At 67.4% G+C, this 19,865-nt stretch carries 23 protein-coding genes and 2 tRNA genes; 16 read left to right on the top strand and 9 right to left on the bottom strand.

Features of this window, described 5'->3' with window-relative positions:
* Window positions 1-32: 32 nt before the first annotated feature.
* The 6 genes from trpE to C1927_RS19450 all read left to right on the top strand — a co-directional run bounded on the left by trpE (window position 33) and on the right by C1927_RS19450 (window position 5,566).
* Window positions 33-1,508, top strand: a complete 1,476-nt coding sequence (gene trpE, locus C1927_RS19475) for an anthranilate synthase component I (RefSeq protein ID WP_079223899.1) — start codon at window positions 33-35, stop codon at window positions 1,506-1,508.
* A 67-nt stretch (window positions 1,509-1,575) separates the two neighbouring features.
* Window positions 1,576-2,346, top strand: coding sequence for an SIMPL domain-containing protein (locus C1927_RS19470; protein ID WP_108747537.1), 771 nt, complete (start codon window positions 1,576-1,578; stop codon window positions 2,344-2,346).
* Between the two features lie 2 nt (window positions 2,347-2,348).
* Window positions 2,349-2,936: an aminodeoxychorismate/anthranilate synthase component II gene (locus tag C1927_RS19465; RefSeq protein ID WP_046983686.1), complete on the top strand. Its 588-nt coding sequence runs from the start codon at window positions 2,349-2,351 to the stop codon at window positions 2,934-2,936.
* Window positions 2,937-2,952: 16 nt separating this feature from the next.
* Window positions 2,953-3,984, top strand: a complete 1,032-nt coding sequence (gene trpD / locus C1927_RS19460) for an anthranilate phosphoribosyltransferase (protein ID WP_108747536.1) — start codon at window positions 2,953-2,955, stop codon at window positions 3,982-3,984.
* Between the two features lie 74 nt (window positions 3,985-4,058).
* A complete protein-coding gene (gene trpC, locus C1927_RS19455) occupies window positions 4,059-4,853 on the top strand; it encodes an indole-3-glycerol phosphate synthase TrpC (RefSeq protein ID WP_108747535.1) in 795 nt (264 codons plus the stop codon).
* The gene (locus C1927_RS19450; protein ID WP_079223887.1) at window positions 4,850-5,566 is read left to right on the top strand and encodes a haloacid dehalogenase-like hydrolase; all 717 of its coding nucleotides are present in this window, start codon (window positions 4,850-4,852) and stop codon (window positions 5,564-5,566) included. The genes trpC and C1927_RS19450 overlap by 4 nt, the downstream gene beginning before the upstream one ends.
* A gap of 96 nt (window positions 5,567-5,662) precedes the next feature.
* On the opposite strand, the gene C1927_RS19445 is transcribed toward C1927_RS19450, so the two are convergent.
* Both C1927_RS19445 and crp read right to left on the bottom strand, forming a co-directional pair.
* Window positions 5,663-6,424 carry a sulfite exporter TauE/SafE family protein gene (locus C1927_RS19445; protein WP_108747534.1) on the bottom strand — a complete coding sequence of 254 codons (762 nt, stop codon included), beginning with the start codon at window positions 6,422-6,424 and terminating at the stop codon, window positions 5,663-5,665.
* Between the two features lie 139 nt (window positions 6,425-6,563).
* The gene (gene crp / locus C1927_RS19440) at window positions 6,564-7,253 is read right to left on the bottom strand and encodes a cAMP-activated global transcriptional regulator CRP (protein ID WP_079225401.1); all 690 of its coding nucleotides are present in this window, start codon (window positions 7,251-7,253) and stop codon (window positions 6,564-6,566) included.
* A 149-nt stretch (window positions 7,254-7,402) separates the two neighbouring features.
* Between crp and speD the strand changes: the two genes are divergently transcribed.
* The gene (gene speD / locus C1927_RS19435; RefSeq protein ID WP_006473908.1) at window positions 7,403-8,197 is read left to right on the top strand and encodes an adenosylmethionine decarboxylase; all 795 of its coding nucleotides are present in this window, start codon (window positions 7,403-7,405) and stop codon (window positions 8,195-8,197) included.
* 166 nt (window positions 8,198-8,363) lie between these two features.
* On the top strand, window positions 8,364-8,684 hold the full coding sequence (sugE, locus tag C1927_RS19430; protein WP_108747533.1) for a quaternary ammonium compound efflux SMR transporter SugE: 321 nt from the start codon (window positions 8,364-8,366) through the stop codon (window positions 8,682-8,684).
* 68 nt (window positions 8,685-8,752) lie between these two features.
* Here sugE and coq7 read toward each other — a convergent pair whose 3' ends face one another.
* A complete protein-coding gene (gene coq7, locus C1927_RS19425; RefSeq protein WP_108747532.1) occupies window positions 8,753-9,397 on the bottom strand; it encodes a 2-polyprenyl-3-methyl-6-methoxy-1,4-benzoquinone monooxygenase in 645 nt (214 codons plus the stop codon).
* Between the two features lie 196 nt (window positions 9,398-9,593).
* Here coq7 and rplM point away from each other — a divergent pair, with 196 nt between their 5' ends.
* Both rplM and rpsI read left to right on the top strand, forming a co-directional pair.
* Window positions 9,594-10,022 carry a 50S ribosomal protein L13 gene (gene rplM / locus C1927_RS19420; protein ID WP_079223878.1) on the top strand — a complete coding sequence of 143 codons (429 nt, stop codon included), beginning with the start codon at window positions 9,594-9,596 and terminating at the stop codon, window positions 10,020-10,022.
* 2 nt (window positions 10,023-10,024) lie between these two features.
* On the top strand, window positions 10,025-10,417 hold the full coding sequence (rpsI, locus tag C1927_RS19415; RefSeq protein ID WP_079223875.1) for a 30S ribosomal protein S9: 393 nt from the start codon (window positions 10,025-10,027) through the stop codon (window positions 10,415-10,417).
* Window positions 10,418-10,701: 284 nt separating this feature from the next.
* Here the strand turns inward: rpsI and C1927_RS19410 are convergent.
* Window positions 10,702-10,775 (bottom strand) — tRNA-Gln (locus C1927_RS19410).
* A 58-nt stretch (window positions 10,776-10,833) separates the two neighbouring features.
* Window positions 10,834-10,910 (bottom strand) — tRNA-Met (locus C1927_RS19405).
* 121 nt (window positions 10,911-11,031) lie between these two features.
* Between C1927_RS19405 and C1927_RS19400 the strand changes: the two genes are divergently transcribed.
* Complete coding sequence (locus C1927_RS19400; protein WP_108747531.1) at window positions 11,032-11,652, top strand: RNA pyrophosphohydrolase; 621 nt, start codon at window positions 11,032-11,034, stop codon at window positions 11,650-11,652.
* Window positions 11,653-11,760: 108 nt separating this feature from the next.
* Window positions 11,761-11,967, top strand: a complete 207-nt coding sequence (locus tag C1927_RS19395) for a bacterioferritin-associated ferredoxin (protein ID WP_079223871.1) — start codon at window positions 11,761-11,763, stop codon at window positions 11,965-11,967.
* A gap of 7 nt (window positions 11,968-11,974) precedes the next feature.
* Here the strand turns inward: C1927_RS19395 and C1927_RS19390 are convergent, their stop codons facing one another.
* Window positions 11,975-12,589, bottom strand: a complete 615-nt coding sequence (locus tag C1927_RS19390; RefSeq protein ID WP_159095385.1) for a hypothetical protein — start codon at window positions 12,587-12,589, stop codon at window positions 11,975-11,977.
* A 140-nt stretch (window positions 12,590-12,729) separates the two neighbouring features.
* Between C1927_RS19390 and bfr the strand changes: the two genes are divergently transcribed.
* Window positions 12,730-13,200, top strand: coding sequence for a bacterioferritin (gene bfr / locus C1927_RS19385; RefSeq protein ID WP_079223868.1), 471 nt, complete (start codon window positions 12,730-12,732; stop codon window positions 13,198-13,200).
* A gap of 94 nt (window positions 13,201-13,294) precedes the next feature.
* Here the strand turns inward: bfr and C1927_RS19380 are convergent, their stop codons facing one another.
* The 3 genes from C1927_RS19380 to C1927_RS19370 are packed head-to-tail and all read right to left on the bottom strand — an operon-like array spanning window position 13,295 to window position 17,997.
* Window positions 13,295-15,463, bottom strand: coding sequence for an ATP-binding protein (locus C1927_RS19380; RefSeq protein ID WP_108747529.1), 2,169 nt, complete (start codon window positions 15,461-15,463; stop codon window positions 13,295-13,297).
* The gene (locus C1927_RS19375; protein WP_108747528.1) at window positions 15,464-17,335 is read right to left on the bottom strand and encodes an EAL domain-containing protein; all 1,872 of its coding nucleotides are present in this window, start codon (window positions 17,333-17,335) and stop codon (window positions 15,464-15,466) included. It abuts the gene before it with no gap.
* Window positions 17,336-17,379: 44 nt separating this feature from the next.
* Entirely contained in the window at window positions 17,380-17,997 is a 618-nt protein-coding gene (locus C1927_RS19370; RefSeq protein WP_079223863.1) for a DUF4126 domain-containing protein, read from the bottom strand.
* A gap of 179 nt (window positions 17,998-18,176) precedes the next feature.
* Here C1927_RS19370 and C1927_RS19365 point away from each other — a divergent pair, with 179 nt between their 5' ends.
* Genes C1927_RS19365 through erpA form a run of 3 tightly spaced genes read left to right on the top strand, consistent with a single transcriptional unit; the run spans window position 18,177 to window position 19,816 of the window.
* Entirely contained in the window at window positions 18,177-18,920 is a 744-nt protein-coding gene (locus tag C1927_RS19365) for a DUF6776 family protein (RefSeq protein WP_108747527.1), read from the top strand.
* 4 nt (window positions 18,921-18,924) lie between these two features.
* The gene (locus C1927_RS19360; RefSeq protein ID WP_108747526.1) at window positions 18,925-19,392 is read left to right on the top strand and encodes a polymer-forming cytoskeletal protein; all 468 of its coding nucleotides are present in this window, start codon (window positions 18,925-18,927) and stop codon (window positions 19,390-19,392) included.
* Between the two features lie 31 nt (window positions 19,393-19,423).
* Window positions 19,424-19,816: an iron-sulfur cluster insertion protein ErpA gene (gene erpA / locus C1927_RS19355; RefSeq protein WP_108747525.1), complete on the top strand. Its 393-nt coding sequence runs from the start codon at window positions 19,424-19,426 to the stop codon at window positions 19,814-19,816.
* Window positions 19,817-19,865: the final 49 nt, after the last annotated feature.

Here is a 19,865-nt window from a genome sequence, read left to right as displayed (position 1 = left end):
CCATAACGCTGTGTCCCGGAAGGAAAGTCGTCTTGAATTCGCTCGCTCAGTTTCAGCAGCAGGCCGCTGAAGGCCACACCCATATCCCCGTCGTCCGTGAAGTGCTGTCCGACCTGGACACGCCGCTTTCGGTCTACCTGAAGCTCGCCGACGGCCCCAATACCTACCTGTTTGAATCCGTCGAAGGCGGCGAGCGCTTTGGTCGTTACTCGATCATCGGCCTGCCGGCACGTCGCGTGTATGCCTTCCACGGCCACACCCTGACCGTGCGTGAAGACGGCCAGGTGGTGGAAACCCGCGAAGTGGCCGATCCTTTCGCCGAGGTCGAGGCGCTGCGCAGCGCCCACTCGGTGCCGAAGCTGGACGGCCTGCCGGGCTTCACCGGTGGCCTGGTCGGCTGGTTCGGCTTCGAGTGCATCGGCTACATCGAACCGCGCCTGGCTCCGCCGGCCGGCCGCGACGAGCTGGGCACGCCGGACATCCTGCTGCTGGATTCCAACGAACTGGCGGTGTTCGACAACCTCAAGGGCCGCCTGTACCTGATCGTGCATGCGGACCCGCGCGTCGAGGGTGCGTTCGACCAGGCCCAGGCCCGCCTGGATGCCCTGACCGCCAAGCTGCGTGCGCCGGGTGCGGGCTATCCCGCGCCGCTGACCAGCGACGTGCTGGACGAATCCGATTTCATTTCCGGCTTCACCCGCGAAGGCTTCGTCGATGCGGTCCAGCGCAGCAAGGAGTACATCCGCGCCGGCGACATCTTCCAGGTGGTGCTGAGCCAGCGCCTGAGCGTGCCGTTCAAGGCGCGCCCGGTGGACGTGTACCGCGCGCTGCGTGCACTGAACCCGTCGCCGTACATGTATTTCCTCGATGTCGGCGACCTGCAGGTGGTCGGTTCGTCGCCGGAAATCCTGGTGCGCCTGCAGGATGGTGAAGTGACCGTGCGCCCGATCGCCGGCACCCGCCCGCGTGGCGCCACGCCCGAGCTGGACCAGGCGCTGGAAGCCGAGCTGCTGGCCGATCCGAAGGAACGCGCCGAGCACCTGATGCTGATCGACCTCGGCCGCAACGATGCCGGCCGCGTGTCGAAGGCCGGCACCGTGGAAGTGGGCGAGCAGTTCGTGATCGAGCGCTACAGCCACGTCATGCACATCGTCAGCGAAGTGACCGGGCAGCTGCAGCCGGGCCTGAGCTACGCCGACGTGCTGCGCGCCACGTTCCCGGCCGGCACGGTCAGCGGTGCGCCGAAGATCCGCGCGCTGGAAGTGATCCGCGAGCTGGAACCGATCAAGCGCAATGTCTACGCCGGCAGCATCGGCTACATCGGCTGGCACGGCGATGCCGATACCGCCATCGCCATCCGTACCGCCGTCATCAAGGATGGCCGCCTGTACGTGCAGGCCGGCGCCGGCATCGTCTACGACTCGGACCCGGACAAGGAATGGGACGAGACGATGAACAAGGGCCGCGCGCTGTTCCGTGCCGTTGCCCAGGCCGCCAAGGGCCTGTAAGCCTTCCCGTGCCGTGGCCCGCGCCGCGGCACCTTCCGCTGTTCCCGTTCAAGACAAGGAGTACCGCATGAAGCTGCTGAGCGCATTGCTGTGGTCGTCGCTGCTGGCCACGATGGCCCCGTCTGCATGGGCGCAGGCCAACACCATTCCCTCGCAGCCGCATCTGCTGGTGAAGGGGCAGGGCACCCGCACGGTGATGCCGGACCGGTTCGGCCTGCAGTTGAACATTGAAGAGACCGACATGGATGCCGATGCGGCGCGCCGCCGCGTGCAGGACAACGTTGCCCGCGTGCTGGCGCTGTTCAAGCAGAACAAGGCGGTGGAGGGCAGCGTGCGTGCGGACAACCTGCGGATCGGCCCAGCGACGCGTTACGAGCAGAACCGGCAGGTCTTCATTGGCACCCGCGTGTCGCGCCAGCTGCGTGCCAGCTTCGCCAGCGTGAAGGCGATGCAGGACGTGCTGGGCGCGCTGAAGGCCAACGAGAACGTACAGGTCAGCAGCATGGCCCCGACCTACTCGGGTGAAGTGGCGCTGCGCCGCGAACTCAAGGGTGAGGCGGCGGCCAGTACCCGTGAGTCCGCGCAGGGCCTGGCCAAGGCCTATGGAACCAAGGTGCGCGGCCTGTACAGCATCTCCGATGTGGCGCCGAGCTTTGCCTACGGCGTGCAGGCTGGCAATTGGCCTCGCGCCGACGACATGATCACTCCGCCCGCGCCGCCCGCGCCGCAGAACAGCATCGAGGCCACGGGCTCCCGCCTGCGCGAGTCGGTCGAAGCCGGCCCCATCACCTACACCGAAAACGTGTACGCCATTTTCCTGATAAGCGACGGAACCTGACCATGTTGTGGATGATCGACAACTACGACAGCTTCACCTACAACCTCGTGCAGTACCTGCAGACGCTGGGCGCCGAGGTGAAGGTGGTGCGCAACGATGCGATGAGCGTGGACGAGATCGCCGCGCAGAAACCCGAGCGCATCGTCATCTCGCCCGGCCCGTGCACGCCCAACGAAGCGGGCGTGTCGCTGGCACTGATCGAGCGCCTGGGCCCGACCACGCCCATCCTCGGCGTGTGCCTGGGCCACCAGGGCATCGGCCAGGTCTACGGCGGCACGGTCATCCGCGCCGGCAACATCATGCACGGCAAGACCTCGCCCATCCGCCATGAAGGCAAGGGCGTGTTCGCCGGCCTGCCGGACCGTTACCAGGCCACCCGCTACCACTCGCTGGTGGTGGACAAGCACAGCCTGCCCGACGCGCTGGAAGTGACCGCCTGGACCGAGAACGAGGACGGCTCGATCGAAGAGATCATGGGCCTGCGCCATCGCCAGTTCCCGGTGGAAGGCGTGCAGTTCCACCCCGAATCCATCCTCACCGAACACGGCCACGCCCTGCTGCGTAATTTCCTGCAGCGCCCGGCGGCCTGATCCAAGGAGCATTCCCATGAGCTTCTCCCCCCAGGAAGCCCTGCAACGCACCATCGAGCACCGCGAAATCTTCTTCGACGAAATGGTCGACCTGATGCGGCAGATCATGCGCGGCGACGTCTCGCCGATGATGACCGCCGCCATCCTCACCGGCCTGCGGGTGAAGAAGGAAACCATCGACGAGATCGCCGCGGCGGCCACGGTCATGCGCGAATTCGCGCTGGCGGTGCCGGTGGCCGACAACACCCACCTGGTCGACATCGTCGGCACCGGTGGCGATGGCTCGCACACCTTCAACATCTCCACCTGCGCGATGTTCGTCGCCGCCGCCGCCGGTGCGCGCGTGGCCAAGCACGGTAACCGCAGCGTGTCGTCCAAGTCCGGCAGCGCCGATGCGGTGGAAGCGCTGGGCGCGGCCATCGAACTGCAGCCGGCCCAGGTGGCCGCCGCGATCGAACAGACCGGCATCGGCTTCATGTTCGCGCCGATCCACCACCCGTCGATGAAGGTCGTCGCGCCGGTCCGCCGCGAGATGGGCGTGCGCACCATCTTCAACATCCTCGGCCCGCTGACCAACCCGGCCAGCGCACCGTCGGTGCTGATGGGCGTGTTCCACCCCGATCTGGTGGGCATCCAGGCGCGCGTGCTGCGCGAGCTGGGCACCGAGCGCGCCATGGTGGTCTGGGGCCGCGACAACATGGACGAGATCTCGCTGGGCGCCGGCACCCTGGTGGGCGAGCTGCGCGACGGCAAGGTGCGCGAGTACGAGATCCACCCGGAAGACTTCGGCATCGCCATGTCGGCCAGCCGCAACCTGCGCGTGGACAGCCCGGAGCAGTCCATCCAGATGCTGCGCGCGGTGCTGGACAACACCCCGGGGCCGGCGCTGGACATCGTGGCCCTCAATGCCGGCGCTGCCCTGTACGTGGCCGGCGTGGCCAGCGACATCGGCGACGGCCTGGCCCGCGCCCGTGCCGCCATCGCCAACGGCAGCGCCCGCCAGCGCCTGCAGCAGTACGTTGACACCACCCGCGCGCTGGTTGCCTGAGCGCGCGGTTCAGCCTGACCCACCCGATGGCCGATAATGGCCGTCCTCACCGCCCCCGCATTGAACCGACGACGATGAGCGACATCCTGCAGACGATCCTGGCCCGCAAGGCCGAAGAAGTGGCCCAGCGCCGCGCCCAGCGCCCGCTCGAGGCGTTGCAGGCCGCCCTGGCCAGCGCCCCGCCGGTCCGTGGCTTCGTGCGCGCCCTGCAGGCGGCCGTGGCCAACGGCGACCCGGCGGTCATTGCCGAGGTGAAGAAGGCCAGCCCGTCCAAGGGCGTGATCCGCCCGGACTTCCGCCCGGCCGACATCGCCGTCAGCTACGAATTCGGCGGCGCCAGCTGCCTGTCGGTGCTGACCGACGTCGATTTCTTCCAGGGCGCCGATGCCTACCTGCAGCAGGCCCGAGAGGCCTGCACGCTGCCGGTGCTGCGCAAGGACTTCGTGATCGACGCCTACCAGGTGTACGAGGCACGCGTGCTGGGCGCCGACTGCATCCTGCTGATCGTCGCCGCGCTGGACGACACCCAGCTGGCCACCCTGTCCGAACTGGCCCTGTCGCTGGGCATGGACGTACTGGTGGAAGTGCACGACATCGACGAGCTGGAGCGCGCGCTGCAGGTGCCGGCGCCGATGATCGGCATCAACAACCGCAACCTGCGCACCTTCGAAGTTTCGCTGCAGACCACCCTGGACATGCAGAAAGCGGTGCCGCGTGACCGCCTGCTGGTGACCGAAAGCGGCATCCTCGGCCCGCAGGACGTGGCCCTGATGCGCGACGCCGGCATTCACGCTTTCCTGGTCGGCGAGGCCTTCATGCGCGTGGAAGAGCCGGGCGAGGGCCTGCGTCAGCTATTCTTCGCGGCATGACAACGCACTATCCAACGCCGCGCGAGGATGCGCCGCTGGTGGTCTTCGACTTCGACCACACCCTCTACGACGGCGATTCGGGCACCCACCTGTTCGCCTCGCTGATCAAGCGCAACCCGCTGCGAATGCTGGCTGCGCTGCTGGTCACGCCCATCGCCGGGCCGATGGTGGCGATGCTGCCGACCCGCCGTGCCGGCATTTCGGTCTATGTGTGGATCGGCAGCTTCGGCCTGCACCGCGCGCGTGACTTCAACAAGGTCATCGACGCCTACGTGCTGCGCAACGAGGCGCAGATGCGCGCCAAGCTGCTGCCGCAGGCGCTGGAGGTGTTCGCCGCGCACCGGGCCAAGGGCGACCGCGTGGTGGTTGCAACCGGTGCGCCGCCGGAGCTGGCCCGCGCCATCCTGGCCTTCGTGGCCCACCAGGACGTGCCGGTGATCGGCACCGAGGTCGGTCCGCGTCTGGGCGGGGTTGGCCCGACCCGGCACTGCCACAACGAAGAGAAGATGCGCATGCTGCGCGAGCGCGGCTATGGGCAGATCGACATTGCCTATTCCGACAGCACCGCCGACCTGCCGCTGCTGCTGGCGGCCAAGGCCCCGGTGGTGGTGAACCCGAAGCCGGGCAAGGTGGACTTCTTCCGCCGCGTGCTGCCGGCCGGTACCCGCATCCTCAACTGGGGCTGCGTGGACCGCGGTGGCGAGAAGGCCTGAGCCCATCGCACGGTGATGGATCTGCCGGCCAGCGGCCGGCACTACCCGTCTCCGTTCCGGTAGTGCCGGCCGCTGGCCGGCAAACACGGCGCACGCTCATCGCCCCAGGTACCCGAACAGCGCATGGCCGATCTGGAACAGGCTGATGGCCAGCACCAGCACGCCCACGGCGATCAGCACCCAGCGTTCTTTCAGCCGCTTCACCAGCAGCGCCGCCACCGGCGCGGCCATCATGCCGCCGATCAGCAGGCCGGCCACGATCTGCAGGTGATGCAGCCCCATCGACATCAGGAAAGTGGCTGAAACCGTCAGGGTCACCACGAACTCGGACGCATTCACCGTGCCGATGGTGGTGCGCGCCTGGCCGCCGCGGGCGAGCAGGGTGGAGGTGGCCACCGGGCCCCAGCCGCCGCCGCCGCTGGCATCGAGGAAGCCGGCCACGAAGCCCAGCACGGGCACGCGCTTGACCTCGTCCTTGGGCATCAGCCGGCCGGCGGCACGGGCCAGGATGATGATGGCCAGCACCAGCAGGTAGAGGTAGATCAGCGGGCGGATCACGTCGCCGGGCAGCTGGGTCAGGCCGTAGGCGCCCACCGCGCCGCCTATCGCGCCGGGAATGGCGAGGCGGAAGAACAGGCGTTTATCGACATTGCCGGCGACCAGGTGCGACACACCGGAGGCACCGGTGGTGAACACTTCAGCGGTGTGGATGGCCGCACTGGCCTGTGCCGGCGGGATGCCCATGGCCAGCATCACCGACGAGGACACCAGGCCGAAGGCCATGCCCAATGCGCCATCGACCAGCTGTGCGCCCAGGCCGATGAGGATGAACCACCAGAATTCGCTGCTCAGTTCCATGCACCGAGCCTAGCGGATGCGCGTGTGCGGGGCGTGCGATGGCATGTCGCACGTCCGCCGATCCGCCGGGCATGGCCCGGCGCTACGGTGATGCGTGCCTCGTGGTAGCGCCGGGCCATGGCCGGCGGACACGGTTTTCTCAACGGGTGCCGTACAGCACCACGGTCTTGCCGCGGGCATGCAGCAGGCCATCGGTCTGCAGCTTCTTCAGCACGCGGCCGGCCATTTCGCGCGAGCAGCCGACCAGGCGTGCCAGTTCCTGGCGCGAGACGCGCAGCTGGCTGCCCTGCGGGTGGCTCATCGATTCCGGCTCCTGGGCCAGATCGTGCAGGGTGCGCACGATGCGGTCGGTCACGTCCAGGAACGCCAGGCGGCTGGCCTTGCGGCTGGTATCGAGCAGGCGCTTGGAGATCTGCTGGCCCAGCGCGTACAGCAGGCGCGGGGCATCGGCCGAGAGCGGGCCCAGGAACAGCTGGTGCAGGCGCTCGTAGCTGATCTCGGCCAGTTCACAGGCGGTGCGCGTGCGCAGGATCACCTCGCGGCGGTCCGACTCCACGAACAGGCCCATCTCACCGACGAACTCGCCTGCGCCGAAATAGCCCAGCACCAGCTCGCGGTCGTCATCTTCCTCGGCCATGATCGAAACCGAGCCGCTGATGACGTAATACAGGGTCCCCGCCGGGTCTCCAGGGCGGAAGACGTCGGTCCGGGTGGGGTATCGCCGCCGATGGCTGTGAGCCAGGAAACGGTCGATTGTGGCGATGTCCAAGGCCAATGGGCTGCTAGCTAGGCGCACGGTTGACACGATAGGGGCGCTCCCTCTGCGCATGAACGGATTCACAGGTTCGATGGCGGAGCTTAACCAGCGCACCTGTTAAGGGCAAATAGTGTGCCAGAGTCGTGAGCTCTTCACGTTCCCCCCGGGGGCACTTTGCCCCATAATTCACCCTTTCCCTTCTTACACAGGAATCGACCGCCGTGGTCAAGCCGTTGCCTCGCCTGAGGTTGCAGGGTTTCAACAACCTCACCAAGGCGCTGAGCTTCAACATCTATGACGTGTGTTACGCGCGCACCGAAGAGGAGCGTCAGCGTTACATTGAATACATCGATGAAGAGTACAACGCCGACAGGCTGACTCAAATCTTGACCGATGTCGCCGAGATCATCGGCGCGAACATCCTGAACGTGGCCCGCCAGGACTACGATCCGCAGGGTGCCTCGGTGACGATCCTGATCTCCGAAGAGCCGGTGATCGACAAGAAGCAGGCCGGCAAGGAGCTGATCTCCGATGCCGTGGTCGCGCACATGGACAAGAGCCACATCACTGTCCACACCTACCCGGAGACCCATCCGCAGGAAGGTATCGCGACGTTCCGTGCCGACATCGACGTGGCCACCTGTGGCGTCATTTCGCCGCTGAAGGCCCTGAACTACCTGATCGAGAGCCTGGAATCGGACATCGTGATCATGGACTACCGTGTCCGTGGCTTCACCCGCGATGTGAAGGGCAAGAAGCACTACATCGATCACAAGATCAACTCGATCCAGAACTTCCTGGCCAAGAACATCAAGTCGCGTTACGAGATGTTCGACGTCAACGTCTACCAGGAAAACATCTTCCACACGAAGATGCACCTGAAGGACTTCGACCTGGACCAGTACCTGTTCGAGGAAAAGGCCAAGAACCTGTCGTTCAAGGAACGCATGAAGATCGAAGCGCTGCTCAAGCGCGAGATCGAAGAGCTGTTCCACGGCCGCAACCTGTCCGAGTAAGACCCGTGCGCGATGCCCTCCGGCATCGCCACCCAGGCGGGACGACCCGCCCCGTGGAACGCGCTTTTCGCGCAGTTTGCAGTTCCACGGTGATGTACCGACCCACGGCCCGGTGTGAAAACACCGGGCCGTTTTGTTTTTCTTCAACAAGGTGAGGAGCCCCCCCATGCCCTGGATCTATCTGCTGCTGGCCGGCCTGTTCGAAATCGGCTTCGCGCTCGGGATGAAGTACTCCGAAGGCTTCAGCAAGCCGCTGCCCACCGCTGCCACCGTGGTGTCGGCCCTGATCAGCCTGTACCTGATGAGCCAGGCAATGAAGTCGATTCCGGTCGGCACGGCCTACGCCATCTGGACCGGCATCGGCGCCATGGGCGTGGCGGTGCTGGGCATTTTCCTGTTCAACGACAGTGCGTCGCCGGCGCGCCTGGCCTGCGTGGGCCTGATCGTGGCCGGCGTGATCGGCCTGAAGCTGGTGTCGCCCAATTAACCGGTAGTGCCGGCCGCTGGCCGGCAACCCTGGGATCCTGCCGGCCAGCGGCCGGCACTACCTGGGACTTACAGCCGGTAGGCAATGTGCTTCATCACCTTCGACGCCAGGGCCATCGCGCCCGGGATCGGGAACGGCAGGCGGCGGGCGCCGGCCTGCTCGGCGTGCTCGGCATGGCGGGCCTCGTCTTCCTTCATCACCCGGATGACCGCGCGGCTGCGCAGGTCGCCGGCCGGCAGGTCGACCAGGTGCTCGTCCAGGTGGGCTTCCACCTGGCGCTCGGTCTCGACCACGAAGCCGAGGTTCCAGCCATCGCCGCGCAGCCCGGCCAGGGTGCCGATGGTGTAGCTGCCGGCGTACCACAGCGGGTTGAACAGGCTGGGGCGGCTGTCCAGCTCGGCCAGCCGGGTGGCGCACCAGGCCAGGTGGTCGGTTTCTTCCTGCGCCGCTTCCAGCAGGTGCGCGCGGGTGGAGGGGTCACGGGCGACCGCGGCCTGGCCGAAATACAGGCCCTGCGCGCAGACCTCGCCGACGTGGTTGATCCGCATCAGGCCAGCGGCATGGCGGCGCTGCGCTGTGTCCATGCCCGGCTCGCCGGTTTCGGCCGCCGGGTAGGGGCGCGATGCCGGCGGGTTGCCGAACACCGTGTCCAAGGCGCGCTGCGCCTCGGTCAGCAGATGGTCCAGCGGGGTGGTCTGGCGGAGCACGGTCATGGCGGCATGGGTGGGGCGGGTGACCCCCGATTCTCGCCCGGCCCCGGTCCCCTGCCAACCCGGTACAGGGGGCGGCTTGCGCCGGGGCGCCGGGGTGAGTACAATCCCGCCTCTTACGCTTCACCTTTTCACAACGCGTGGCAGAGTTCCGGCGAGCCTTTCGCCGCAATGAGCCCGACCTAACCTAGAGTTCTTCATGAGCACTTTCACTGCCAAGAACGAGACCGTCCAGCGCGACTGGTACCTCGTCGACGCCGAGGGCAAGACCCTGGGCCGTCTCTGCACCGAGCTGGCCCGCCGTCTGCGTGGCAAGCACAAGCCGGTCTACACCCCCCATGTTGATACCGGCGACTACCTGGTCGTCATCAATGCAGAAAAGATTGCCGTCACCGGCAAGAAGCTGCAGGACAAGATGTATCACCGTTTCACCGGTTACATCGGCAACCTGAAGACCGAATCCCTGGCCCAGGCGCTGGAGCGTCACCCGGAGCGCGTCATCGAGACTGCCGTCAAGGGCATGCTGCCGAAGGGCCCGCTGGGTCGCCAGATGTACCGCAAGCTCAAGGTCTACGCCGGCACTGAGCATCCGCACGCCGCACAGCAGCCGCAGGTTCTGGATATCTAATCATGGCTATCACTCAAAACTACGGCACTGGCCGCCGCAAGTCCTCCACCGCTCGCGTGTTCCTGCGCAAGGGTACGGGCAACATCACCGTCAATGGCCGTCCGCTGGACGAGTTCTTCGGTCGTGAGACCGCGCGCATGATCGTGCGCCAGCCGCTCGAGCTGACCAAGAACACCGAAAGCTTCGACATCCTGGTCACCGCCGCTGGCGGCGGCACCACCGGCCAGGCCGGTGCGATCCGTCTGGGCATCGCCCGTGCTCTGGTCGAGTACGACGAAACCCTGAAGTCCGAGCTGCGCAAGGCTGGCTTCGTGACCCGTGACGCCCGTGAAGTCGAGCGTAAGAAGGTCGGTCTGCACAAGGCCCGCCGCGCCACCCAGTTCTCCAAGCGCTGATTTACCGCGCCTGGTTGGGCTCCTTCGGGAGCCCGCTGGTTGGAAAAGCAAAAGCCCGGCTTCGGCCGGGCTTTTGTCGTTCTGCGATCATGGATCTCGAAGTTGCCGGCCAGCGGCCGGCACTACCCGTCTTTTTGCATGTCCGACCCTGGGGTTCTCTCTGGAGAGGAGCCCCCTTGATGTTCAAGGGGGCTCGCCGACAGGCGTGGGGATCAGGAGGAATGCGCGACCAAATAAAAAAGCAAAAAGCCTGATCTTTCGATCAGGCTTTTTGCTTTTTTATTTGGCTGCCCCTGATGGATTCGAACCACCGATGCCTGAGTCAGAGTCAGGTGCCTTACCGCTTGGCTAAGGGGCAATGTAACGAAAAACTATTTTGTCACTTTTCACGCTGAAAAACAACTTGATTTTCAGTGTGGTGGCTATGGGTGGACTCGAACCACCGACCCCAGCATTATGAGTGCTGTGCTCTAACCGGCTGAGCTACATAGCCTCGGTGAGCCAGCTATTCTGCTCATGTGTATCGGGCCTGTCAACACTTTTGTGCCGAGCTTGTGGGCCGACAGACGGCATGGGATAGTCCCGACCAGTAGATTTTCTTAGGAGTCCGCATCGTGATCGATCCGGACGGCTATCGACCGAACGTCGGCATCGTGCTGATGCGGCAGGACGGGCAGGTGTTCTGGGCACGACGCGTGCGCCGGGATGGCTGGCAGTTCCCGCAGGGTGGCATGAACACCGACGAGACCCCGGTCGAGGCCATGTATCGTGAACTGCAGGAAGAGACCGGCCTGCTGCCCGAGCACGTAGAAGTGCTGGGGGCGACACCGGGCTGGCTGCGCTACAAGCTGCCGGCCCGGGCCATCCGCCGTAACGAGCGGCAGGTCTGCATCGGCCAGAAGCAGGTCTGGTTCCTGCTGCGCCTCACCGGCGATGAATCGCATGTGCGGCTGGACCATACCGACTCGCCCGAGTTCGACAACTGGCGCTGGGTCGATTTCTGGTACCCGGTCGAGCACGTGGTGATGTTCAAGCGGGGGGTCTATGCGCGTGCCTTGCGCCACCTGGCGCCGTTGGCGCGCGGGGTGGCCGGGCAGGGGGTGACCGCCATGCCCAAGACCGCGGCCGAGGCCTGGATGCCGGGCAATACCGCGGGCCACGACCGCCCCCGCAAGCGCCCGCGCAGCAAGGGTTACTGGCCACGCAAGGCGCAGGGCGACGCGCCCTCCAGCTGAGTGGATGAACGGTAGCGAGAATGGTTCAGGTCTCTGATTGACAACCATTCTCGTTTCCATTGGAATGGGCACCAGGCCGCTTCTGGCCTGTCAGCCCGGTTCCCGCCTGTGTACGTCTGCATCTGCAACGGAGTCACCGACCACCAGATCCGCGAGGCCGCCAGCCATGGCGTCACCACGGTGGGCGAGCTGACCATGCGTACCGGTTGTGGCGCGACCTGCGGTTCCTGCCTGGACATGGCCGGCGATCTGCTGGCCAAGGCGCTGGCCACCCACGACCTGCCGCTGCCGGTGCTGGGCCTGCAGGCCGCCTGAGCCCGGTTCAGGCGTGCTGGACGATCGTCCAGCAGCTCCCATCCCCACGCTGGAACACATAGACAAACGCGTCATCGTGCGCGTGATCGCCCAACGGCAATTGGCCGATGAACCGCAAGGGATGCCCCTGCTCGATCGGCCACGCCGCTTCCTGCAGCCAGCGCGGTGGTCGCTTGACCGAAAGGAAATGCGCGCGGATGTGGGCCTGCAATGCGGCCCGCAGGACGTCTGGCGCGTCTTCGCCGTGTCCGGCCAGCCAGTGCGCGAGATAGCCTTCATCCAGTGACAGCCAGCGCGGCTGTGCAGACCGCAGGGCGCGGTCGCGTGCGTCGGCCGCCTTCCTTGCGGCCTGGTCGACCTCCACTTCCCCTTCACCGCCAGGCAGCACCTGCGCCAGCACGCTGCGCAGGTTGAGCAGGTCATCGGCGCGGGCCAGGTCCAGCGAGCAGGCCCAGCTGTAGAGGTCGGGCAGCGGCAGCCAGGCCGGCAGCGGTCGCGCCGCTTCCAGAGCCGCCGCCAGCGCCGCATCGCGGTACAGCACCGCCTCGAAGGCGTCGGCGTCCATGCGCAGGGCGACGAAGGCACGCACCGGCTGCCAGGGGTCGTTGGAATCGTCGCTCATGTCCATCGCGCAGGGGGAGGGGCCGCCCAGCATGCCAGCTTCGGTGGCGGGGCGAACCCGCCAATGAGCACGATTCGCGTTCCTTCACGGCGGCGGCGAACCGGGTACAGTGCCCGCGTTCTCAGCGCTAGGAGCCAGCCATGAAAGGCGACGCCAAGGTCATCGAATTCCTCAACAAGGTCCTCTTCAACGAGCTGACCGCGATCAACCAGTACTTCCTGCACGCCAAGATGTTCAAGAACTGGGGCATCAAGGAACTGGCGGAGTACGAGTACAAGGAATCGATCCACGCGATGAAGCGCGCCGACGCGCTGTCCGACCGCATCCTGTTCCTTGAAGGCCTGCCGAACTTCCAGGCGCTGGGCAAGCTGCGCATCGGCGAGAACCCGCCGGAAATGCTGCAGTGTGACCTGTCGCTGGAACAGGACGGCGTGGTGGTGCTGCGCAACGCCGTGGCTTACGCCGATTCGGTGGGCGACTACGTGAGCCGTTCGTTGTTCACCAGCATCCTCGATGCCGAGGAAGAGCACATCGACTGGCTGGAAACCCAGCTGGACCTGGTCGAGCGCATCGGCGAGCCGAAGTACCTGCTGAGCAAGCTGGAAGACTGATTCAACATGTAGAGTCGAGCTTGCTCGACTGCGTCTTCCAACAGCAGTCGAGCATGGCTCGACTCTACAGAACGGCAGTCGAGCAAGCTCGGCGCTACCGTTCCTGGGCCAGGTAACCGGTCAGCGCCACGCGTGCGCGGGCGAACTCGGCCACCAGCAGCGCCACTGCCACGGCGGGGCGCTGCAGGCTGCCGGCGCGGGCTTCGTGCTCGATGCGCCGGGCGACGGCCGACAGTGACAGTGCGCCGACATTGGCGCTGGATGACTTGAGGCTGTGCGACAGCGCCTGCAGGCGCTCGATGTCGTTGCCCTGCGCGGCCTGCTGCAGGGCCTGCACCATCGCAGGGGCATCTTCGAGGAACACGGCCACGATCTGCAGTGCGGCCGCTCCGATCACCGCCTGCAGTTCCTCGAGCACGCTGCGGTCGAGCACCGGCTGCGGCGGCGTGTCTGCTTCGGGCGGCGGAGGTAGAGTCGGGCTTGCTTCCAGTCGAGCATGGCTCGACTCTACAAACGCGGGCGCTTCGCCCCAGCGCTGCAGCAGCGCATGCAGGGTTTCGCGGTTGATCGGCTTGGACAGGTAATCATCCATGCCGGCCTGCAGGCAGCGCTCGCGGTCGCCGGCCATGGCGTTGGCGGTCATGGCGATGATCGGCAGCCGCGCGCGGCCTTGTGCCGCTTCCTCGCTGCGCCATTGGCCGGTGGCGGCATAGCCATCCAGTACCGGCATCTGGCAATCCATCAGCACCACGTCGACACCGCCCTGGCGCAGCGCCACGAGGGCCTGCTCGCCGTCGGCGGCGTTGCGCACCTCGCACTGGAACACCCGCAGCAGCTGTTCGGCCACCATGCGGTTGACCGCGTTGTCCTCCACCAGCAGCACGCGCAGGCCCAGGGGCGGCAGCATCGCCGGTGCCTGGCCATGCTCGGCCGTGGCCAGCAGGGCCGCCGGCCGTACGCTGGCGGTGGGCGTGGCCAGTAGGGCGTGCAGGGTGGCGTCGCTGAAGCCGCCCGGCAACTGCTGCTGGCGGGCCTGCGTGGGCGCGGGCTCGTCCTGCAGCCACAGCACCTGCAGCGTGTCCTCCGTGCCGCGCTCGGCCAGCGTGCGCAGCAGCGTCGCTTCGCCGCCGCGGCGCTGGCGGGCGTCCACCAGCAGCCAGGCCGGCGGCGGCTGGCCGGGGCGTGGCGCCGCACGCAGGCGCTCCAGCAGGAGATCGCGTTCGGCCAGCACCTGCACCGGCAGCCCGTGGTGGGCGGCAATGCGTTCCACGCGTGCCTGCAGGGCCACATCGGCACTGTGCAGCAGCAGCGGCGAGGGCGCGCGCGCCAGTGCCGGCAGGTCGCCGGGAATCTTCAGCAGCGGGATCTCGAACCAGAACGTGGCGCCCTGGCCGGGCGTGGACTGCACGCCGATCTGGCCGTGCATCAGGTCGATGATGCGCTTGCAGATGGCCAGGCCCAGGCCGGTGCCGCCGTACAGGCGGGTGGTCGACGCATCGGCCTGGCTGAAGGACTGGAACAGCCGTGACTGCAGCGTGGCGTCGATGCCGATGCCGGTGTCGGCCACTTCGAAACGCAGCTGGTGCTGGGCCGGGCCTTCGCCCAGGCGCTGCACGCGCAGCTGGACCTGGCCGCGTGCGGTGAACTTGATGGCGTTGGCCAGCAGGTTGGTCAGCACCTGGCGCAGGCGCACCGGATCGCCACGCACCGGCAGGCGCACGGCAGGGTCCAGCTGCAGGCCGAGCACCAGGCCTTTCGATTCGGCGGCGCGCTGCAGCAGCTGCACCACGCCATCAAGCAGTTCGCGCAGGTTGAAGCTGGTGATCTCCAGCTCCAGCGCCTGCGCTTCCAGGCGCGAGTAGTCGAGGATGTCATCGACGATGCGCAGCAGCTGCTGCGAGCTGACCGATGCGGTGGCCAGCATCTGCCGCTGGTCGTCGCCCAGCGGCCCGCGTGCGATCAGCTCCAGCATCGGCAGGATGCCGTTGAGCGGCGTGCGGATCTCGTGGCTCATGGTGGCCAGGAACTCGCCCTTGGCCAGCGCGGCCGCTTCGGCGGCCTGCTTGGCCTGCAGCAGCTGTTGTTCCAGCTGGCCCTGGCGCTCGGTGGTGCGGCGCAGCTGGTCACGCTCGCTGGCCAGCACCGTGCGTTCGCGCTGCAGTGCCGCCAGCGCCTGGCCGCGTTGGCGCAGGCGCAGGCCAAGGGCCAGTGCCACGCCGGTGGCCAGCACCAGTGCCGCCAGCAGCGTGACCGTCAGCGGCACTCAGAGCACCGCGTTGTGGAAGTCGAAGTTCAGGTCGCTGCCCGCCGACTGCACCATGTTGCCCTGGATGTAGTCCACGCCACCGACCCACATCGCCGCGGCTGCCTGCGGATCCTCGATCTGCTGGCCGATGATCTGCAGGCCTGCGGCATGCGCGCGATCGATCGCCCGGCGCAGTTCCTCGCGGGTGCCCGGGTTGGAATGGCTGCTGGAGAAGCGCGCGGCCATGCGCACGAACGACAGCGGCAGCTGGGTGAGCAGGGCATCGGCTTCGCTGCCGGGCTCGAACTGGCTCAGGCAGAAGCGCACGCCGGCACTGGCCATGCGCTGGCAGAACTGCTGCAGCGGCACGGTATGGATGAGCGCGTCGGGCAGGCGCACGTCGATCACCAGCGCGCTGCCGGGCAGGTCGCGCTGCTGCAGCGATTCCAGCAGCCAATCGGCGAAGGCATCGCGCTGCAGCGTGCGCAGCGACTGCGAGACGAACAGGTTCAGCGGCTGCGTCGCGTGGCGGTACAGGTCGAGCAGGCCCATCGCATGCTCCAGCACCTGCTGGTCCAGATCGGCGATGCGGCCGGCCGCTTCGGCCGCCGGAATGACCTGGCCGGCGGTGAGCACGGTGCCATCGGCCTGGCGCAGGCGCAGCAGCAGCTGGTACTGCGCGGTATCACCACCGGCCACGGCCACGATCGGCTGGTAGGCCAGTTCCAGCTGGCCTTCCAGCAGGGCCAGGTGTTCCTGCTCGGTCATCGCCTGGCGATGCACGTGGCCGGCCACGCCGGCGGTGAGCAGGCGCGCCTGCAGGGTGGTGCGTTCGATGGCTTCCAGCGCGCTGTTGGCATCGTCGAAGCCCGGCGACAGCGGCGCATAGCCGACCACGCCACGCAGGTGTACCGATTCATCGTCGCGGATGACGAAGGCGCGTGCGGACAGCTGTTCGCGCAGCGCGGCGGCGATGCCTTCCAGGCTTTCCTCGTCGGCACCGCGGGCCAGCAGCAGGAAGCTGTTGTCGTTCAGGCGTGCCAGCAGGTGCGGGTGGCCGGCCTCGGCCAGGCGCTGGCCGGCCTGCACCATCAGCCGCTCGAAGGCGGCGTAGCCATAGCGCTCGCGCAGGCCCAGCGCGCTGGAGATTTCCACGAAGAACACGCCGCCACGGTCGCGCTGTTCCAGCGCGGCGTTGAGCTGCTGCAGCACATGGTGGCGGGTGGGCAGGCCGGTTTCCGGGTTGCTGGTGGCCGGCGCACCGTTGGCGCCGGGCAGGGTGGCGGCCTGTGCGCGGGCGCGGCGGATGCGGTTGGCCACGGCCGCGATCAGGTGGCGCGGGCGGATCGGCTTGCTCAGGTAATCGTCGGCGCCGCTGTCGAGCACTTCGAACTGGCGCTCCGGGTCCGGGTCGCCACTGAGGAAGACGATCGGCAGCAGCTGCATGCCCGGCTGCTGGCGGATCATCGCGGTCAGCCGCATGCCATCCAGGCCCGGCAGGTGCAGGTCCATCAGGATCAGGTCGGGGCGCTGTTCGCGGATCGCCTGCTGTACGCCATCGGCGTGGGACAGCACCTCCGCCTGCATGCCGGCACCGTGCAGCACGCTCTGTGCGAACAGGGCCTGGGCGCGGTCGTCTTCGACGATCAGCACGCGGTACGGCGAGTCGGACGGCGCCGGGGCATCACTGCTGTTGTCTGCATCCATCGGCGCGGACGGCAGCGGCGGCGGCGTCGCCAGTCCGTCGGTCGCATCTGCCGGTGCGGAGGGGACCACGGCAAGACTGGGCGCGGCGGCGGCCGGGGCACTGGCCCAGCGCTGCCAATGATCGGCCGGAGGGGTTTCAGCGCGTCCGGGGCGTGCGCCCGCGGGGGATTCATTTGCGGACATCAAAGCTCCTGGTGTTCGCCGCCATTATGCGCCAAGCCCGACAGTCAGCCGGTGCGTGGTTGGCCTGCAGAGGCCGTGCCGCCAGCACGTGCAAGCCATCGCACGCCCTTCCACAGGGTGCGCCAGACCAGCCACACCAGCAGTGCGCCGGCCAGGCTGCAGGCCAGCACCACGACCAGGGCGATCCAGGGATGGGCCAGTGCCAGCGCCAGGCCGCCGACCACCACGGTGTCCTCGGCGACCGAGGCGACCCAGTTGCTGGCCGGTTCCGGCGACGTGTTGAGCAGGGCGCGGGTGCCGGCCTTCAGGCCGTGGCTGGCCAGGGCCACGCCGGCGCCGGCCAGCAGGGTGCCGGTGCCCAGCTGGCCATCGGGCGAGAGCGTGGCGGCGGCCAGGAAGGCGCCGGCCGGTACCCGCGCCAGGGTATGCACGAGATCCCAGATGGAATCGACGCCGGGGATCTTGTCGGCGAAGAATTCGGCGATGGCCAGGGCCGCCGAGGTGCCCAGCACCCACCACGATTCGGTGGCCTGCAGGGCCGGTGGCAGGTCGACCCAGCCGAGCAGTCCGGCCAGGCCGACGCCGAACACGGTGAGGTACACGCGGATGCCGGCCAGCCAGGCCAGCAGGATGCCGATCACGAACAGGTGGGCTTCGGTCATGGCGGGGCTCCGGCGACGGAACTGTGCGGGGTGCCACACTATCGGCGATGACGTGGCTGAACACCACCGGCCGCTGGCGGCCGGCACCGGGGAAAGCCCCCGTTCCTGTCATACACTAGCCCGTCGTTTGCTACAGGGGCCGTGCTGGTGTCGCCATTGCGAGTCCACGGAGACTACCCATGAACAACCGCCCACCCGTGCGCGTACAGGTCCGCCTGCCCGGTGCCAAGCCGCCGCCGGTCGACCGTCGCCGCCTGCTGGTCATCGCCGGCATCTGGCTGCTGAGCCTGGTGCTGGCGGTGCTGGGCGGCTGCTGGCTGGGCGCGCCGCGCGATGCCCAGGGGCAGCGCCTGCAGGCGGCCGAGAAGCGCGCCGACACCGTGCAGGCACAGCTGACCGAGCTGCGCCAGAAGCAGGCCACGCTGGAAGCCTCCGACCGCATCAGCCGCGCCGCCAACACCGAGGTGCAGTCCTCGCTGGCCGAGCGCGACGAAGAGATCGCCGGGCTGCGTGCCGACGTAGCCTTCTACGAGCGCCTGGTCGGCTCGACCAGCCAGCGCAAGGGCCTGAACACCCATTCGATCGAGTTCAGCCCCGAATCGGCCGGCACCTGGCAGTACGCCGTGGTGCTGACCCAGAACCTCAACCGCGGGGCCATCAGCCAGGGGCAGATGCGCTTCACCGTGGAAGGCGTGAAGAACGGCAAGCTGGCCACGATCAGCTGGGATGAGCTGCACCAGCGCAGCAAGGTGCCGGGACAGGATTACTCGTTCCGGTACTTCCAGCAGCTCACCGGCAGTGTGATGCTGCCGACGGACTTCACCCCGCAACGGGTGAGGGTGACACTGGGGAGTGGTGCAGGGGGCACCACGCAGGTATTCGACTGGAAACAGGCCGGCGCACCGGCCAGCAAAGGGGAGTAGGCAGATGTTCGGAAACAGCAAATCCAGCCGTGATGGCCAGTTGGTGGTGGATGCCCTGATCGGCAACCAGGTGGTGATCCGCGGTGATGTGGAATTCAGTGGTGGCCTGTACGTGGAAGGCCGCATCCATGGCAAGGTGATCGCCCAGGAAGGCGCCAGCGGCGCGACCCTGACGGTGGCCGAGCACGGCGTCATCGAAGGCGAGATCCGCGCCCAGGTGGTGGTCATCAGTGGCCGCCTCGACGGTGACGTGCACGCCAGCGAGAAGGTCGAACTGACCCCGAGCGCGCGGGTGAACGGCAACGTCCACTACCAGGTGGTGGAAATGAACGCCGGCGCCCAGCTGAATGGCCGCCTGATCCACGCCAGCAGCCCGGTTGCGGCCCTGCCGGCGCCGGAAGGCGAAGGCGAAGCGGCGGAAGGCAAGGGCGGCACCGCCGCGCGCCGCAAGCTGGCCGAGGCGATGGCTTGAAAGCCATCCCCGGCGCCCCCATGCTGAGGCCATGAGCACGCTAGTTTCCCTGCCCGGCGCCACGCCGGCCGCCGCTCCCGACTACCAGTCGCTGGAGCGGCCGCTGAACTTCACCGAATCGGCCGCGGCCAAGGTGAAGGAACTGATCCAGGACGAGGGCAACCCCGACCTGGCCCTGCGCGTGTACATCGAGGGCGGTGGCTGTTCCGGGTTCCAGTACGGCTTCGAGTTCGATGAGAACCGCGCCGAGGACGACCTGGCGGTGCAGACCAGCGGGGTCACCCTGCTGGTTGATCCGCTCAGCCTGCAGTACCTGATGGGCGCCGAGGTGGATTACACCGAGAGCCTGACCGGTGCGCAGTTCGTGATCCGCAACCCGAACGCGAAGACCACCTGCGGCTGCGGCAGCAGCTTCAGCATGTGATGCCGGGCGCGGGGCCGATGCCTCGCGCTGCCGTTGCGCGCAAGACCGA

This window comes from Stenotrophomonas sp. ZAC14D1_NAIMI4_1 (genome assembly GCF_003086775.1).
Taxonomy (GTDB): domain Bacteria; phylum Pseudomonadota; class Gammaproteobacteria; order Xanthomonadales; family Xanthomonadaceae; genus Stenotrophomonas.
This window is presented reverse-complemented; position numbering and strand designations above follow the sequence as displayed.